We start from the raw sequence: 16,769 nt of genomic DNA, 5'->3' as shown, positions 1-16,769 counted from the left end.
TTATAACATGACGATTATTGCCATACATCAACTACCAAAACAAACTGTAAGCGAATTTTTTCAGGAACATTGGGGTACGACAGAGATGGTCATTTCCAGTGGCATTTATGATTGTAGTGAATTAGCGGGCTTTGCTTTTATGAATGAGCAACAAATGATGATCGGTTTAATCACCTATATCATGCGAGAAGAGGACTGTGAAATCATTTCGTTAGATAGTACGGTTGAGGGGAAAGGTATTGGTTCTGCTCTTGTGAAAGCGGTAGAACAAGCAGCAATGGAGCAGGGCTGTACAAGCATATCACTTATTACAACAAACGATAATTTACATGCATTGAAATTCTATCAAAAACGAGGCTATTGTTTAATAGAAATACTGCGTAATGCAGTGGAAAAAGCAAGAGCCTATAAGCCTTCTATCCCACTCATTGGTAATGATGGTATTCCAATACGAGATGAAATACGTTTACAAAAACAACTTGACTGTCAATAAGTCAGGTTGTTTTTGTTATACTAGTTGGGAGGAAAGAGAGGGAAAGTATGAAAAAAATACTATTTATTTTAGTACTGAGTGTGCTTGTGGTCGGGGCAATCTTTATGATTTATCTCAAGAGCAATCCACCACTTGTTATTCAAAGCTATAGCAGCAAACAAGGCAATGAAGCAATCAAAATCATCGCACTTGAAAATACAGGGCTGCGTGAAATTAAGCTAAAGCAAATACTGGTGAATGATCAGCGTCCTGATAACGCGAAGCTTGTAATAAGTAAGTCAGAACCTTTTGAGGCGGAAACAAAGCTAGAGGGAAATGATCAACTATCTTTTCATAAATTAGCACAGCGAACGATCGTACCTCAAAGATACATAAATCAACAAGCTATTGGCGAGCAGCCACAGCATTATGCAGTACAAGTTCTAGCATCTAACAACCAGAAAGTAACAATACACTATGAATACTTAAAAATACCTTTTACGCTTACAGTTGAGCTTCAAGCCAACAAATAATCACTTTTTGTCTTATCCTTTATGCCTGTGTCAATTTCTAAGATTGTTTGGTGAAAAGCTCCTATCCCTCCTAGAACATGGTAATATTGTATTAACAGCAATTGTAATACTAGGAGGGACCTAATGGCATTTATCATCTTGGGTATAGTACTATTTATCTGTGTTGTCACTGTGGCTTTAGTGTTTATGAAAAAGCTTTTAAAAAATGATATTATGCTTGAAGTGACAGCCACTTGTGAAGGAAAAAATGAATACAATCAAGCGATTATGAAGATATATTTTAGGTATTCCATTGGACGTCTTGCCAGAAGGAAACGAGAAATGATAGGCAGTATTGAATGGTCTGAAGGGTGGATGCCTGTCAGCTATAATTTAAAAGAACATGGCGTGTATGATGAAGAACGACTTTTGTATGCAACGAATGAGCAAACGTATTCCACCTTTGAAATCAATGCGACGAATGCGCTTGATGAGCAAGGACGTGGAGAGGGCTACGTGGTCCTTGTATTAGAAAAGCCAAATACCTCTCATATGTCCCGAGCGGGTGTTATTCTCGCTGTGACAGCCAATATGGTTACATATCAATTATCAGACTCGACTAGCTGGCCCAATGATATGCTAGCGAACTAGCTATCCAATGTATTGGATAGCTTTTTTGGTATTTACAAGTAAAAATAGGCTGTTTATGGAACCAATTGCGGAAAATAACGTATAGAAAGAAGAAGGACTTGCAGGAGGAAGGAGGATATAGATGTCCGAACAACATAGCAAATACAATGATTCAAGGCTTGTCACAATAGATGAGCAAATATGTGCACTTTTGCAGCAACGAAAAGAGCAAGCTGCTCTTACTCCAGGCTTGCCTTCGGATGATACCATTTCGAAATGGGCACAGCAATATGGTTTCGATGATACTTTTTTAGCGTTGTTTTTCCAGTTGATTAAATCAGAAAAATACTATACTTCAAAGGTAGAACCTTCAGGCTTCCGTCACTATATCCCTGTATTGAAAACGGTAGCAAAGGGGGAGCGTTTGTATACGGTTTCTTATGTTCGTCAATATGACAATGCAAGTGTGGTGCAATTATTAATCGATTGGGATGAGCAGCAAGAACCTCAGCTAACGATTCAGCAAAAATTAGAACGAAAACATTTTGGTCTATACATTGATGTGTCCTATGAATGCCGAAGTAAAGGTACAGGTGGCTCAAATGGACATGAAAGCAGTACGTATGTGGTGACACCACCCTTGCCAGATGATTTAAGGGGACTTCATTTTGTTTTTACAGAATACGAGGATGCCTTTGAAGAAAAGCCGACAGGGTGGGCTATCACCATACAAGGTTAGGGGGATATTTAATGAAAAAATCGATCTTTCCACTTGCCCTCATCATCCTATTGACAGCTTGTCAAAGCCCCAAGCAGGAGATACATTATATCGCCAAAAGTGAACATTGGAAAGCCATCTATCATAGTAATGGTGAGGTGGGCTTACGCTTATTTTATCTGGGAGATGATGATGATTTGGGGCCTTTAGAAATTACAATTGAGGGGACAAAAGAATCCCAAAATTTAAGTGATGTTCAGTTAAATAAAGATGGCTATTATTCCTTCACAAAAAAAGAAAGTGAGAAAATCTTTAAACGAGAAACAAAGCCAATGATCCATGTAGAATGGCAATCTGAAGATGAGACCTTAGAAGTGAAAAATCATTAGGAGATAATAATAAAATGCGAATTGAACAGCGCGAAGATATAGTGATTTTTGATGGGCTAGAAATCAGCGGTACGATTCAAAAAAATCAACAATGCCCGAGTTGTCAAAATTCCATCATCTATGATGACACGTTTGATAGTTATTTTTGTGCGATGTGTAATGAGTGGCAAGAGGAGGCATGTGATGACCCGCATTGTCACTATTGTGTTCAACGTCCAGAACGCCCATTGCAAGTCCGTCGCTAAATTTTTTTCTTTTTTAGTGTTTGACAAAGAATTCACTATTCGTTATAGTAATTAACAATTTCATACAAAATGAAATGGGCAATGATAAGGACAAGAGATGCGATTAACCATTTATAGAGAGGGAGGCCTTGGCTGCAAGCTTCCTAATGTCGTACTCCCATCTTACTACCTTGGAGCCGTGCTTGGAAACTTGCACCGTTTTTTGCAGCGTTACAGCAAAATCAATGAGCCACTAGCTTATAAACTAGTGGGAATTTGGGTGGAACCACGGGTAATCAACACATACTCGTCCCTTCTTAGGGGCGGATATGTGTTTTTTTTATCTACACAATTATGCCAAGGTGTAATTGATTTTATTACGAAAAGGAGTAGAGAAACATGTCAAATCAACGTATTCACATTCAATTTCCAGATGGTCAACAACAAGCATTTACTAAAGGTGTGACACTAACCGATATTGCACAAGCGATTCGTCCAGAGCTTCGTAAAAAGGCAGTCGCAGGGAGTGTTAACGGAACCATCATTGATTTGACGCACCCGATTATGGAAGATGCACAAATTACATTGTACGATGCAAGCTCAAAGGAAGGGATCGAGGTCATTCGCCATTCTACGGCCCATTTATTAGCTCAGGCAATTAAACGACTTTATCCACATGCACAATTTGGAGTAGGACCAGTCATTGAAAATGGCTTTTATTATGATATAGACATTGCTAATACACTGACACCGAGTGATTTACAGCAAATTGAAAAGAAAATGAAACAAATTGTACAGGAAAATATACCGATTCATAGACGCGAGGTTTCACGTGAAGAAGCAAAGCAATTATTCGTCCATGATGCGTTAAAGCTAGAGCTGTTGGAGGCAATTCCTGTAGATGAGCTAGTTACGATTTATGAGCAGGGAGATTTTTATGATTTATGTCGTGGTCCACATGTCCCGTCTACAGGCAAATTACAGCATTTTAAATTAATGCATGTGTCAGGCGCTTACTGGCGAGGCGATAGCAATAATCAAATGCTTCAGCGTATTTATGGCGTTGCCTTTGCTACAAAAGAGGAACTGCGCGATCATTTTATCTTCTTGGAGGAAGCAGAAAAGCGAAATCATCGCAAGCTAGGTAAAGAGCTATCGTTATTTATGTTTTCAGAGGAAGCACCTGGCATGCCCTTCTATTTAGCCAATGGTCAAATTTTACGCAATGAACTGGAATCGTATTTGCGACATTTACAAGCAAAATATGATTATAGGGAAGTACGAACACCACTGATGATGAACCAACGCTTATGGGAGCAGTCAGGTCACTGGGATCATTATAAGGACAATATGTATTTCACACAGGTGGATGACCAAAGCTTTGCCTTAAAGCCGATGAACTGTCCTGGGCATATGCTGATTTTCAAAAATGCCTTACATTCCTATCGGGATTTACCTATACGTATGGCAGAATTTGGGCAAGTGCACCGACATGAATTTAGTGGCGCCTTGAATGGTTTGTTACGTGTACGAACTTTTTGTCAGGATGATGCCCATATTTTTGCAACACCACAGCAAATTGAGGATGAAATTGCACTGGCCTTAAAGATTATAGATGAAGTGTACAACGTCTTTGGCTTTGCGTATACGATTGAATTATCGACACGACCAGATGATTATATGGGTGATTTGGCACTGTGGGATCAAGCAGAAGCAGCACTTGAAAATGTCCTAAACAATTTAGGTATTGCCTATACAATTAATGCAGGGGACGGGGCTTTTTATGGACCGAAAATTGACATCCATATTAAAGATGCGATTCAGCGCAGTCATCAATGCGCAACAGTTCAGCTTGATTTCCAGCTACCAGAGAAATTTGATTTAACGTATATTAATGAGCACAATGAAAGGGTGAGACCTGTTGTCATCCATCGTGCAGTGTTTGGCTCAATTGATCGCTTCTTAGGTATTTTAATCGAGCATTTTGGCGGAGCATTCCCAACTTGGCTGGCACCACAGCAAGTCCAAGTGATTGGGGTAGCAGAGGCACATCAAGGCTATGCCAAGCAAGTTGTTGAAGCTTTACAACAAGCAGAAATCCGTGTGCAATTAGACGACCGTCAAGAAAAGCTCGGCAAAAAGATACGAGAAGCCCAATTGCAAAAAATACCATATATTGTGGTAATCGGTGATCGTGAGGTTGCCAACCGAACTGTAGCTGTTCGCAGACATGGTCAGCAAAATTCCGCTGATAAGTCACTACAGCAATTAATAGAAGAAGTCACAGCAGCCATTCAACAAAAAAGTTTAGCTTAATTCAAGTAAAGAAAGCTTGCGATGAATGTTCGTCATTCATCGCAAGCTTTTTAATTGTTAAGAAATTTTTACTTCTATTTTTTTTGAAATGACTACTAGAATCTACATGGTGTGCATACAATGAATTAAAGGTGCTTGGAACTTTCTTGAAAATGCGAATGTCCCAGTATTACTTTTTGTGTTTCAGCGTCGATGACAAGAAATTTGCGATAGGATTCATCGGTATTGTGCTGAAAGGATGCTAAAAAATAAACTTGTCGATTGGGATGAATAAAAGTATGTTGAGAGAGGTCTATTGTTTCCTGTTTACCATCTGTTTGTAAATAAAAACGTTTTGTCGCATTTGCTACATCTTTAAAAGCCATCTTTTGACGAATATTCAATGAAGCATTGGTATATTCCTCATAAATCGCACGATTAAGCTGCTGATAAAATGTGTCCTCATCACGAAACGATTGAAATTGGTTGTTTGGGTATTGATATAGTGTATTTATTTCAGTTGGTGTGCAAAGTGTGGGTGTTGTATGGTCTACTGAATGTTGAGGTGGCATTAATATTTTGGAAACAACCATAAAAGTTAAGATGAATACGTGCATCATTCAACCTCCAAATGTTTTCTTATCAAAAACATCGCCTACTTTTTCATTCTCTATACATTATGAGAAATGGCTAGGTGAATGCATGTATCATTCCTGATAAAACCAGCCAATAAAACATGGCTTGGCTTTATCATATCTATTCTTTCTTCTATTATATGCCTCGTTATGATTAGGAAGCTTGTGCTTGTTTTAAATATCTATTAAGTAAGACATCCAATTCTTGACTGTAATCTACTACAATAGGGTGGGTGAAACCAAGATCCTTTGCTTTTTTATACATAATTCTTCGTTTGATCTCAATTTCCGCCTTCAAGAATTGTTTAAGTAATAAGTTAACCAAGATATTTTCCTCCTAATTTTTTATCCATATTCTTGAAATAAATTTTTATGACCTCGATTCAACTTTTTCATTGTATATCACTTATATTAAAAAAAATGTCACATTGTGTATCGTTTCTTAAATTCGTAATTTAGTCATAGATAAGGTACTTCATCCTATTTAGCTCGATTGAAAATTTTTATGTATTATAGATAAATAGTGCTGTGAATTTCCCTTTTTATAGAATTTAATACATGACTTAAAACCCTATTCATGTGCTGGATAGGGTTATTCACGTTCTTTGTTTTAGAAAATATTAAGGGGGAAATGGAGAAGTATTGAGTCTTTTATACTAAGAAAAAAGTTGTGATTAGAGATTGAATTTTCCGATAATTAAGCGTAGAATTCATATCTTGTCACATTTTAGCAAATTCCCTTTTTTGTTGTTTAGAAATGGGGACATTTCATTGTCTATGGTGAAATGTTGAGAATTTTTGAAATTAATGGAATAATGGATGGTAGATGAGGTGATGAAGCGCATGATGAAAAAACTGGTTTCAATCATTGCTTTTTTAAGTTTACTAACGCCATGTGAAAGGGAGAGCCCTTACAGGAACCGACCATTGTGTATGACATGGATACGACTTCGACATCCACTGAATTTAGCTATGTAGCGGATTTATCTTTTGAAAATAGAGAGGCCTATCAAGCATTTTTAAACGATGGAGAGATTCGTCTTTTACAAACCTTTTCAAACAGAGGAAATGCTGCTCATTATGTTGGATTTAGTGGAAGAACTTCGTATGGATGCATTAAATGCAATTACTGACAGCCATGTTGCATTCCCCATAAAAGAATTGTTTGAGCAGTACGGTTTCACTTACGTATTTCATTATAGATTTTATGCTCGAATAGCTATTCATGAATCGAATACTCCTGATTCACAGTTCGTTTAACTGGAAACTTCCGTTGGGAGTCAGTGCTACATCAAAACATATACCCTGCAATTTGAAATGTTCATTAAGATTAAAGAGGAGAAACAGATGACTGAGATTTATTTTGTTAGACATGCACATGCCCATTATTCAGAGGATGAATATCATCGTTCACTATCTGCTCAGGGACAAAGGGATGCAGAGCGTGTCACAAATCTTTTGAAGCATCAGCGAATTGACGCAGTTTATGCTAGTCCCTATCGTAGAGCCATTCAAACAGTGGAGGGGATTGCACAGGCGCGTCATTTACCCGTCCAAACGATAGATGCTTTAAAAGAACGGCAGCTTGCTAGTGGGAAGCTGGAGGATTTTCATGCAGCAGTTCAACGGGTGTGGCATGAGCCAAGCTTTGCATGGGCAGGTGGAGAGTCCAATCAACAGGCGATGGCTCGTGCTATTCCAAGTTTGCGGCGCATCCTTCTTACTCATCCAGAGGAGTCTGTCGTTATCGGTACACATGGCAATATCATGGCATTGATGATGCAATATTTTGATGCCCAGTACGATTATGCATTTTGGCAAACGCTAAGTATGCCAGATATCTATCGATTATCCTTTCAAGGGCTATCCTTACAGGAAGTAACACGTGTGTGGCAAGCGGACTGAACAAAAGAAAAGAGATACTACAGCAATCATAGTATCTCTTTTGTGCTATTCTGTTAATTCCTCTCCCATTCGGAGCGTAAGAGGCCAAATAAAACTACGTCATGGAATGTACCAAAGCGGAAAATTTCTTGGCGTAAAATGCCTTCTTTTGTGAAGCCACATTTCTCATAGGAGCGAATAGCTGCTGGGTTAAAGCTAAAAACCTGAAGCTTGATTTTCTGAACAGCTATATATTGGAAGATAAAATCAATGAGCGTTTTCATTGCATCCGTGCCATAGCCCTTGCCGTGCCACTCTTTCCCAATTGAAATGCCGACAGAGCAAGTGCTATTTTGCCAATTCACTGCATAAACGCCACAGGAGCCTATTAACTGTTGTGACGCTTTTTCATAGATACCGAAAAAGTATTCCTCCTTCTTCCCACTGATACTGTTAAAGAAAGCGGTATGATCCTCTACAGTTTGTGGAAAAGGAATCTCGTCATTAGCAAGTAGCAAAGAGGTAATCTCGCTTTCGATTGCTATAAAAGCCTCTAGGTCAGCAGTAGTCATTTGTTGTAAAGTGATCGATTGCCCTGTTAAAAATGTTGTCAAATAGTGTTCCATTATTTTATTCTCCCTTGTACAAGGGCTGCAAGTAGCGTTACAACCCTACGATTGTTGGTAATATTTTCACGTCTACTGCATCTTTCACACTCATAAACCCACCCCTTTTTTGTGCATACTTCCATAGTAGCATGAGGGACTAAGAGAATGGAAGAAATTATGTTAAAATATGTCATAGTTAAAGAGAGAGAGGGATTAAGATGCGCACAACATATTTTGCGAATTTATTACAATACTTACCACAAGAAGAGCAGCAACAATTACAACAGGCTTTTGGTGCTTCAGAGACACAAATTCAGGCCTTGTTAGAAGTATTTCCGAACTGCCCACAAGCTTTGGTGGAGCTATTACAGGATGTCAATGGTACATATTATTGTCAGCATGGGCAAGAAACGATCTGTGTTTTAGTGCTAGGCTCTGATTTAGGGGATTATCCGTATTATTTAAAATCGGTGGAGCAAATCATGAAAGATTATCATGATAAACGTGAAACAATTTATGAGCGCTATCAGGAATTTTTAGCGTATGTGGAAGTAGATGAAAAGATTAATATGCATGTCCTGTTAAATGAACGGCTCTGCTTTGCTGATTGTATGAATAATGGGGGCACATCGAGCCTATATATTGATTTTACGCCAAATGAAGCGGGACAAGTTGGCCAGGTGGTTCGTTATGTCCATGATCCTGATAGCTTTGAGGTGATTGCAGCTTCGTTTGAGGATTATTTACAGCAACTTATAGAGGGAGACTATGAATTCACTGCTATTTACGAGGAGGAATTCGAGTGACTATGCAGCTCAAGTTCTATGAGGACAAAGCACAAAATTTAGTAGAACAATATACCCTAACAGAAGAGCAGCTACGCTATACAAAGTCTCCAAAAGAAAGCATTGCACTTGCTAAGCAGGATCATAGTCGACATGCCATTTTAGCATTGGACGGTAACAAGCTAGTCACGTTCTTTGTCTTACATGAAAAAGAGGGGGTGACGCCTTACTCCTCCAATGAACATGCGCTATTAATCCGTTCCTTTTCCACTGATTTTTATGAGCAGGGCAAAGGCTATGCCAAGACAGCACTTCAATTATTGCCTGACTTTGTTCGCAAGCATTTCCCACTCATCAATGAGCTGGTGCTTGGGGTCAATGTGCCAAATAGAGCTGCTCAAGAACTTTATAAGCGATGTGGCTTTGTCGATGAAGGCAGACAGGCAATGGGACTTCGAAATGAGCTAAAGGTGATGAGCTACTATATGAAGGAGGTTGAAAATTGAGCCATCATATAATTGAAGCAAGAATGGAGCATTTACAAGCACTTTGTACAATCGATCAAGAAGTAATTGGAGATTCATCCAGAGCGGAAGAAATTCAGCAAGCTATCAAAGAGAAACGCTGTTTGCTATACCAATCCGCCGATACCATTGGGGGGTTTTTGCTATTTAGCAATGACTTTTTTGGCTATAGCTTTATTTCCTTAGTCATTGTCAAGCCGTCCGAGCGCAGAAAGGGGATCGCATCTGCCTTAATGACCGCTTATATCCAAATGGCTAAAACAGCAAAGGTTTTCTCCTCTACAAATCAGTCCAATAGGCGTATGCACCAGCTTTTTCATAACCTAGGCTTTGTCAAAAGCGGTTTTATCGACAACTTGGATGAGGGAGACCCGGAAATTATTTATATGAAACAAGCCTCACCACAAACATAGGGTGAGGCTTTCGTTTATTTTTTTGCTTTGATGAATAAAAAGGATGGTCTGCGTAGCTCCTTTTCAATAGAAGGAAGTTGTTGAATGGCTGCTGTGCTTGGAATTGGTTCTACGATTTTATCAATGGTTAACCCATGGGTAATCAATGTATTGACCAGTGTCGCTATAGTGCGATGATATTTGACAACACCATCCACCAACCATGTTTGCTCACGCTTGCCTTCTTCCTGGTAATGATCCACAGCATAGTGCAGACGTTGATGATTGTCATCATATACCCAATTATCATCTGTTGTATGACGAGCTGTAGCAATAGGATGCTCTACAGAGAAAATAAATACACCGTTAGGACGTAGCATGTGAGCAATTTGACCAATGACCGCATCGAAATCTTTGACATAATGAAGAGATAGGGAGCTGGTTATACAATCAAAGCTAGCCGAAGGAGCTTCATAATCCTCTATTGCCTGTAGCTGATAGTCAATTTGTGAGTGGGCATGCTCCTGTTTAGCGACGGACAGCATATTGCTCGAAACATCTAATGCGGTTACGTGCTTGGCTTGATGGTCGATACAATACTTGGCGAAATCCCCCATACCACAGCCAATATCGAGTACCTGTAAATTTGTCAACGGTGGAAGTAAAGCCTTCATCGTGGGCTGCTCCAAAAGACGGTTATAATTAGATGCTTTTTGTCTCAATGTCTTGTAGTGATGAAAAAATATCGGATTATCATAAATATTTTGTTTCATTAAAAGCCTCCAGTTTATGAAACATAACGTTATGTTATTTGTGCGCATCATTATTGTCCCATGTAGATAGAAAAAGAAATAGACTTTTATTACAATTTTTTGTAAGATGTAGATAGAGGCATACCATTTTTTTGATACAGTTATCTTCCATTTAATGGGACATTTTATCGTTCCCTCTACATAATGATTGATCCTACCAAGCACATCCCCATTTCCATGTCATAAAAATGTAACAATTTGAAAAAATAAAAATATTTAAAGGGAAAACATGGCACTTCTTACACGCTATAACGTTCTTACTATTTGGAAGCATATTCCGAAAAAGAGACGTTGGAGGGATTCTATTGAATCAAGAAAGTTTGTTATCCATTAGTAGCAATGCCTTATTTATTGCCTTTATTCTACTACTCATTGCTATTGTGCCATTAGGGCTAGCAGTCAAATCAAAGAGAAAAACATTCGGTAAGCTAGGACTATTGCTCACTTATATAGCCTTTGCCCTACAGCTCGTGTACTTTGTTGTCAGATGGGTGGCGGTTGACCATGCACCTGTCAGTAATATGTATGAATTTATGACGTTCTTTGGCATCATGCTTACAGGAAGTTACTTAATTATCCATTTCTTATATAAGCAAATCGTGGTTGGCTTATTCACGATTCCTGTATCCTTAATCATCCTTGGTTATGGAAGCGTTTTCGCGAAGGAAGTATCGCCGCTTGTTCCATCATTACAAAGTCACTGGTTAACAATTCATGTCATGACTGTGGCCTTTTCTAGTGCCATTTTATCTGTATCCTTTGCTACAGGTTTAATTTACTTATTAAGAACGCTGGATGTTTCCAAAAAAACTATCAGTACATACGGTCTTGAGTTTGTGTTGTATTGTTTGGTGGTTGTCATTGGCTTTATTGGCGTATCGACGTTTTTCAGCCTTGCCACAGAAGAGGTGCAGGTACAATTCGATAATGCACAGGGACAGCAAGAAAAAGCCACTTACTCCATGATGCCCCTGATTGTCAGTAAAGGAGCCGTCACCGAGAAGGGTGAAGCAATCGGTGGTGTCGAAATCACAAATAAAATAGATGCCAAGAAATTAAACTCGATTGTCTGGGCATTTATCGTGGGTACTATTTTATATGGTGTCATTCGATTCATCACAAGAAAATCAGTGAGTGCCTTATTAAAGCCATGGACAAGCCGCGTACAGCCACAATTAATGGATGAGATTTCCTATCGCGCAGTTGTTATCGGCTTCCCATTATTTGCATTAGGTGGCCTGCTATTCGCCATGATTTGGGCGCAAATTGCCTGGAGTCGCTATTGGGGCTGGGACCCGAAAGAGGTGTGGGCATTAATTACCTTTTTATTCTACGCAGCCTTCCTCCATTTTCGCTTATCCAAAGGCTGGGAAGGAGAAAAAACAGCCTGGTTGGCCATCATCGGCTTCGGCATTATTGTGTTCAACCAAGTATTTGTCAATCTAGTCATTGCCGGCTTACATTCTTATGCCTAGTTAGAGGTAGGGGGTCTTGACTCCTAAGTAATCCTGACTGAGTGAGGAGGAGCCCGCTCTAAAGTGAGGAGAGAGCGCTCAAGCTAGTCAGGTAATCGCTCCAACTAGTGAGAGAACCTCTTAGCTTTGGCCATCCTTTTCTTCTTATTAAAATATTCAACCGAAAAAAGCATTACGAAATGCATGTAGCACTTCGTAATGCTTTTTATTAATTATTTTTTGCGAAGTAGTCTAGCGTTGCTTGACCTAAAACGTTGGCGGCAATTCGTAATGAGCGCTCGTCGATATCGAATTTCGGATGATGGTGTGGATAGACTTCCTCCCAATCAGGGTTTTTCGCCCCTGTGAAGAAAAACGCACCGGGGATTTCCTCTAAGAAATAGGCAAAGTCCTCACCGCCCATATTTGGATCAACTATTTCAACAGTCTCAACATCTGCAATTTTCTCTGCGGACGCCATTATATGCTCAGTCTCTGCATCATGGTTCACAACTGGCGGATAGCCTCGCACATATTCATACTCGTAATCGGCTTTTGTTAAATAACAAGTTGCCTTTAAAAGCTCTTCGATTTCATGCTCTAACAAACTACGCTCCTCCTCGTGGAAAGTGCGCACCGTACCTTTCATGTACACTTGATCAGCAATGACGTTGAATGGATTTAATGCCTCAATATGCCCAATTGATACTACTGCTGGACGTAATGGGTTGATACGACGTGCCACAAGCTGCTGTAAATTTGTAATAAACTGAGCTGCAAGGACAATGGAATCCTTGGTGTCACTTGGGTTTGAACCATGGCCACCCTTACCTTTTATCGTTATATAAATACCATCTGCTGCAGCCATTAATGGTCCTTTAGCTGTTTGCACTTTGCCAAGATCAGTGGGTGCCCATAAATGTGTCCCAAAAATAACATCTACACCTTCTAAGCAGCCATCTCTAATCATCGAAATAGCTCCACCTGGCGCAAGCTCCTCAGCATGCTGATGGATAAAGACGATTGTTCCTTCTAAATCATCCTTCATTTGATTAAACGCCTTCGCTAAGATTAAGAGGGAAGCTGTGTGTCCATCATGGCCACAAGCATGCATACGCCCTTTAATTTTCGATTGGAAAGGTAAGCCGGTTTCTTCCGTAATGGCTAAAGCATCAAAGTCTGCTCGCAAGGCTACTGTTTTCCCTGGTTTTCCACCAACTAGCTTTGCCACAACACCATTGCCACCTACACCTTCACGAACCTCATGTCCTAATGCGCGATGAAAGGCAGCAATGGTTTTTGGCGTTTCAACCTCTTCAAAGGAAAGCTCAGGATTTTCATGGAAATGACGACGAAGCTGTATTGTCTCTTCTTCATAATGTTTTAATAAATCTGCTAACTGTTGTTGTAATGTTGTCATTTACTAACACTCCTTATTTTAAGTAAATATAATCTCCCGGACCAAGCGGTAAACCGAATAGGAACCAAATGGCGAAGAGGATAATCCAACCGATTGCGAAAAACACCGAGAACGGCAATAAAGAAGATATAAGCGTGCCTATACCGATATTTTTATCATAGCGCTTTGCAAATGATAGTAAAATCGCGAAATACGGTAACATAGGGGTAATTGGATTTGTAATCGAATCCCCTACACGATAGGCCATTTGTGTAACCGCTGGGGAATAGCCTAAATATAAGAACATTGGTACGAAAATTGGAGCAAGTAAAGCCCATTTTGCAGAAGCACTGGCGATTAATAGGTTGACAAAGGCACAAATTAAAACAAAACCTATCATCATTGGTAAGCCTGTAAAATTCAATGCTTGTAAAAGCTCGGCACCTTTAATGGCTAAAATAGAGCCAATATTGCTCCAGTTGAAAAAGGCAATCATTTGTGAAGCGGCAAACGCTAATACAATAAATGGCGCCATATCTGCAATGGATTTAAAAATTTTCTCCGCAACTTCCTTATCATTTTTAACCTCCTTCGCTGCAATCCCATAGGCAAGGCCAGGTAATAGGAAGAAGAATAACATGATAGGGACAATGCCTGCCATGAAAGGTGAGTTTAAAAAGCCACCTGTTGCAGGATCACGTAAAAGACCGTTCGACGGTATGACTGTAAAAGCAATGACTAAAATATAAACTAGCGTGACGATTCCAGCCCATTTCAATCCTCTCTTCTCTAAAGCTGTCAATGGCTCTAGCTTTTCAATTTCACCGTGAAACGAACCAAAGCGAGGCTCTGTAAACTTTTTTGCAACCCATGTACCTATAATGACTAATAAAAACGTCGAAGCAATTAAAAAATAGTAGTTCATCGTTGCGCGACCAGTGTACGCTGGGTCTGCTATTTGTGCTGCTGATTCTGTAATCCCTAATAATAATACATCTAGAGAGCTAATTAATATGTTCGCACTGAAGCCTCCAGCTACAGCTGCATATGTAATAATTAAGCCTGCTAATGGATTTCGACCAACACTCATAAAAATCATGGCTGCAATTGGTGGTAAAATGATAAATGCCGCGTCAGCCGCTAAGTTACCAACTAAACCTGTAAAAATGATAAAAGGTACAATTAATTTTGTAGGTGCTGACATCACAATTTTCTTCATGACAGCTGAAATTAAGCCTGTTTGCTCAGCTAAACCAATACCAATCATTGTCACGATTACTAGCCCTAACGGAGCAAAGCCTGTAAATGTTGAAACCATCTGCGTTAAAATTAAGATAAGTCCTTCTTGACTTAGCAGATTTTTTACTTGAATGACATCTTCGGTCCCAGGTTGAACTGCTGAAATACCGAGCATGGATAAAACCCATGATAAAACTAGTACTACACCAGCTAGAATAATAAATAACGTGATTGGGTCTGGTAGCTTATTACCTGCACGCTCGATTTTATCTAACATGTTGTCAATCCAAGATTTTTTCTTAATTGTTTGTGAATTCCCTTGCATAAATTTCATCTCCTTTTATACTTTATTAGACTTAACCTTTAAAAATCCAATGTCTCTATTTTAAGACATTGGAAATCTATGTCCTTTATACAAAGAAACCATATTTTCTGACTATTTTCAATATTTATTTTTATTTAAGGAGCTATATGTATGTATAAAATTAATGTTTTTACCGCAAAACGCTCACTTTCATGGGTTCAACAGCTTGAAAAAATTAAACCCTCTTTTTGTGAATTTCATTACTATGCGTATACTGATTTTGAACAGTTGAATGAGCTATTAGAAAAGTATTTGGAAGGGGGAGATGGAGCGCTTTTTAGCGGGCAAATTCCATATTTCTATGCTCAAAAACATTTTCAAGAAGCAACGGTACCCATGCATTATTTTGATATTTCAGAACGTGATTTTTACCGTACCGTTACGGAGCTTTTTTATGAGAAGAAGATTGCCATGAATCGTATTGCCATCGACTTTTGCTATGAGGAAAACGGCTATTTGGGCATTCATGAATGGTCGATAGGAAAAAAACCTTATCTTTTTAGCCAAACGATGAGCGAGTACGCAAGTAGCGATATTGTCGATAAAGCTGGTGAATGGCACATACAATTGCATAAGGAAAACAAGGTTGATTTGACCTTTACCCGCATTGCAGAAATACGTGAGCGCTTAGCTGATCAAAATATACCCTTTATCGCTTTTTACCCGTCTCCCTATGCAATGCAATTAACATTAGATCATTTTCTCAATCAACTTCAAATTCGGCAGCTTAACCAAAATAAAGTAGTGGTAGTCCATATTTTAATTCCGATCGATAAATCGAATATAGAAGACCTAGAATATCGGCAAATTGCCTTATATAAAACTATATTAGATTTCAAACAACTGTATGCTAGCTCATTTATCGTACATCGTGAGGCATCCTTTATTGCAATTATCACGACGTATAAGCAATTTTTAAGTACAACGAATCGTTATTCCCATTGTCATTTGGTTGATTTTTTAAATGAGAAGCTTTCGTTTCCTGTCAGAATAGGGTGGGGAATTGGTGATTCTTTAGTTGAAAGTCAGGAGTTTGCTAAAAAAGCTGCAACCCTCTGCTCTTCAAAGGAAACACAGGGATACATTATCGAAAATACACGAGAAATCGGGCCATTACTTTATGGAACGATGCTACAGTTTGACGATGAAAAACAACAGCATTTAAAAAATTTAAGTACGACATATGATATTCCCTTACTACAATTACAAAAAATAGAAGCGATGCTGGAAAAACTAACGACAACGATCGTCAGTGGAGAACTGCTCAGTACACATCTTGGCATTACGGTACGCTCTGCAAACCGCATTTTAAAGCAGCTCCATGAAAAAAACTTAGCACATGAATTACCAAGCAATACATCCACCACGCGTGGACGCCCAAAAAAGTATTACCAAATTCATTTATATTAGTCAGGATGGAATGGTTCATACGG

Annotated in this window: 20 protein-coding genes; 14 read left to right on the top strand and 6 right to left on the bottom strand. The window is 39.1% G+C overall.

Annotated elements, in window-relative coordinates:
- Positions 1 to 7 precede the first annotated feature (7 nt).
- The 7 genes from EW028_RS06795 (at position 8) to thrS (ending at position 5,261) form a co-directional block, all read left to right on the top strand.
- Positions 8 to 493, top strand: coding sequence for a GNAT family N-acetyltransferase (locus EW028_RS06795; protein ID WP_048394534.1), 486 nt, complete (start codon positions 8 to 10; stop codon positions 491 to 493).
- Positions 494 to 540: 47 nt separating this feature from the next.
- Complete coding sequence (locus EW028_RS06790) at positions 541 to 1,005, top strand: hypothetical protein (protein ID WP_131520336.1); 465 nt, start codon at positions 541 to 543, stop codon at positions 1,003 to 1,005.
- Positions 1,006 to 1,128: 123 nt separating this feature from the next.
- Positions 1,129 to 1,635 carry a hypothetical protein gene (locus EW028_RS06785; protein WP_131520335.1) on the top strand — a complete coding sequence of 169 codons (507 nt, stop codon included), beginning with the start codon at positions 1,129 to 1,131 and terminating at the stop codon, positions 1,633 to 1,635.
- Positions 1,636 to 1,756: 121 nt separating this feature from the next.
- Positions 1,757 to 2,353 carry a hypothetical protein gene (locus EW028_RS06780; protein ID WP_131520334.1) on the top strand — a complete coding sequence of 199 codons (597 nt, stop codon included), beginning with the start codon at positions 1,757 to 1,759 and terminating at the stop codon, positions 2,351 to 2,353.
- An 11-nt stretch (positions 2,354 to 2,364) separates the two neighbouring features.
- Positions 2,365 to 2,721: a membrane lipoprotein lipid attachment site-containing protein gene (locus tag EW028_RS06775; RefSeq protein ID WP_131520333.1), complete on the top strand. Its 357-nt coding sequence runs from the start codon at positions 2,365 to 2,367 to the stop codon at positions 2,719 to 2,721.
- Between the two features lie 14 nt (positions 2,722 to 2,735).
- Complete coding sequence (locus tag EW028_RS06770) at positions 2,736 to 2,966, top strand: hypothetical protein (RefSeq protein WP_131520332.1); 231 nt, start codon at positions 2,736 to 2,738, stop codon at positions 2,964 to 2,966.
- Positions 2,967 to 3,344: 378 nt separating this feature from the next.
- Positions 3,345 to 5,261 (top strand): threonine--tRNA ligase, encoded by a 1,917-nt coding sequence (gene thrS, locus EW028_RS06765; RefSeq protein WP_131520331.1) that lies wholly within the window; start codon positions 3,345 to 3,347, stop codon positions 5,259 to 5,261.
- 125 nt (positions 5,262 to 5,386) lie between these two features.
- Here thrS and EW028_RS06760 read toward each other — a convergent pair whose 3' ends face one another.
- Both EW028_RS06760 and EW028_RS06755 read right to left on the bottom strand, forming a co-directional pair.
- Positions 5,387 to 5,857, bottom strand: a complete 471-nt coding sequence (locus tag EW028_RS06760) for a hypothetical protein (RefSeq protein ID WP_131520330.1) — start codon at positions 5,855 to 5,857, stop codon at positions 5,387 to 5,389.
- A 172-nt stretch (positions 5,858 to 6,029) separates the two neighbouring features.
- A complete protein-coding gene (locus tag EW028_RS06755; RefSeq protein WP_004230265.1) occupies positions 6,030 to 6,200 on the bottom strand; it encodes an aspartyl-phosphate phosphatase Spo0E family protein in 171 nt (56 codons plus the stop codon).
- A gap of 701 nt (positions 6,201 to 6,901) precedes the next feature.
- Here EW028_RS06755 and EW028_RS06750 point away from each other — a divergent pair.
- Positions 6,902 to 7,135: a hypothetical protein gene (locus EW028_RS06750; RefSeq protein WP_131520329.1), complete on the top strand. Its 234-nt coding sequence runs from the start codon at positions 6,902 to 6,904 to the stop codon at positions 7,133 to 7,135.
- Between the two features lie 87 nt (positions 7,136 to 7,222).
- Positions 7,223 to 7,780, top strand: coding sequence for a histidine phosphatase family protein (locus tag EW028_RS06745; protein WP_131520328.1), 558 nt, complete (start codon positions 7,223 to 7,225; stop codon positions 7,778 to 7,780).
- 53 nt (positions 7,781 to 7,833) lie between these two features.
- Here the strand turns inward: EW028_RS06745 and EW028_RS06740 are convergent, their stop codons facing one another.
- Positions 7,834 to 8,385, bottom strand: a complete 552-nt coding sequence (locus EW028_RS06740; RefSeq protein ID WP_131520327.1) for a GNAT family N-acetyltransferase — start codon at positions 8,383 to 8,385, stop codon at positions 7,834 to 7,836.
- A gap of 200 nt (positions 8,386 to 8,585) precedes the next feature.
- Here EW028_RS06740 and EW028_RS06735 point away from each other — a divergent pair, with 200 nt between their 5' ends.
- From EW028_RS06735 to EW028_RS06725, 3 genes are read left to right on the top strand one after another with little or no spacing between them, the layout of a single operon-like run.
- A complete protein-coding gene (locus EW028_RS06735) occupies positions 8,586 to 9,173 on the top strand; it encodes an SMI1/KNR4 family protein (protein WP_131520326.1) in 588 nt (195 codons plus the stop codon).
- Positions 9,170 to 9,658: a GNAT family N-acetyltransferase gene (locus tag EW028_RS06730; protein ID WP_131520325.1), complete on the top strand. Its 489-nt coding sequence runs from the start codon at positions 9,170 to 9,172 to the stop codon at positions 9,656 to 9,658. Before EW028_RS06735 ends, EW028_RS06730 begins: the two co-directional genes overlap by 4 nt.
- Positions 9,655 to 10,089, top strand: coding sequence for a GNAT family N-acetyltransferase (locus tag EW028_RS06725; RefSeq protein ID WP_054549263.1), 435 nt, complete (start codon positions 9,655 to 9,657; stop codon positions 10,087 to 10,089). Before EW028_RS06730 ends, EW028_RS06725 begins: the two co-directional genes overlap by 4 nt.
- Positions 10,090 to 10,103: 14 nt before the next feature.
- On the opposite strand, the gene EW028_RS06720 is transcribed toward EW028_RS06725, so the two are convergent.
- Positions 10,104 to 10,841, bottom strand: coding sequence for a class I SAM-dependent methyltransferase (locus tag EW028_RS06720; protein ID WP_131520324.1), 738 nt, complete (start codon positions 10,839 to 10,841; stop codon positions 10,104 to 10,106).
- A 359-nt stretch (positions 10,842 to 11,200) separates the two neighbouring features.
- On the opposite strand from EW028_RS06720, the gene ccsB reads away from it, so the two are divergent.
- The gene (gene ccsB, locus EW028_RS06715; RefSeq protein ID WP_193767334.1) at positions 11,201 to 12,355 is read left to right on the top strand and encodes a c-type cytochrome biogenesis protein CcsB; all 1,155 of its coding nucleotides are present in this window, start codon (positions 11,201 to 11,203) and stop codon (positions 12,353 to 12,355) included.
- Between the two features lie 208 nt (positions 12,356 to 12,563).
- Here the strand turns inward: ccsB and EW028_RS06710 are convergent, their stop codons facing one another.
- Positions 12,564 to 13,754: an amidohydrolase gene (locus EW028_RS06710; protein WP_048394504.1), complete on the bottom strand. Its 1,191-nt coding sequence runs from the start codon at positions 13,752 to 13,754 to the stop codon at positions 12,564 to 12,566.
- 13 nt (positions 13,755 to 13,767) lie between these two features.
- A complete protein-coding gene (locus tag EW028_RS06705; protein WP_131520322.1) occupies positions 13,768 to 15,297 on the bottom strand; it encodes an AbgT family transporter in 1,530 nt (509 codons plus the stop codon).
- 150 nt (positions 15,298 to 15,447) lie between these two features.
- Between EW028_RS06705 and EW028_RS06700 the strand changes: the two genes are divergently transcribed.
- Entirely contained in the window at positions 15,448 to 16,746 is a 1,299-nt protein-coding gene (locus EW028_RS06700; RefSeq protein ID WP_131520321.1) for a hypothetical protein, read from the top strand.
- Positions 16,747 to 16,769: the final 23 nt, after the last annotated feature.

The organism is Lysinibacillus sp. OL1, assembly GCF_004332175.1.
In the GTDB taxonomy this organism is placed as follows: domain Bacteria; phylum Bacillota; class Bacilli; order Bacillales_A; family Planococcaceae; genus Lysinibacillus; species Lysinibacillus capsici.
This window is presented reverse-complemented; position numbering and strand designations above follow the sequence as displayed.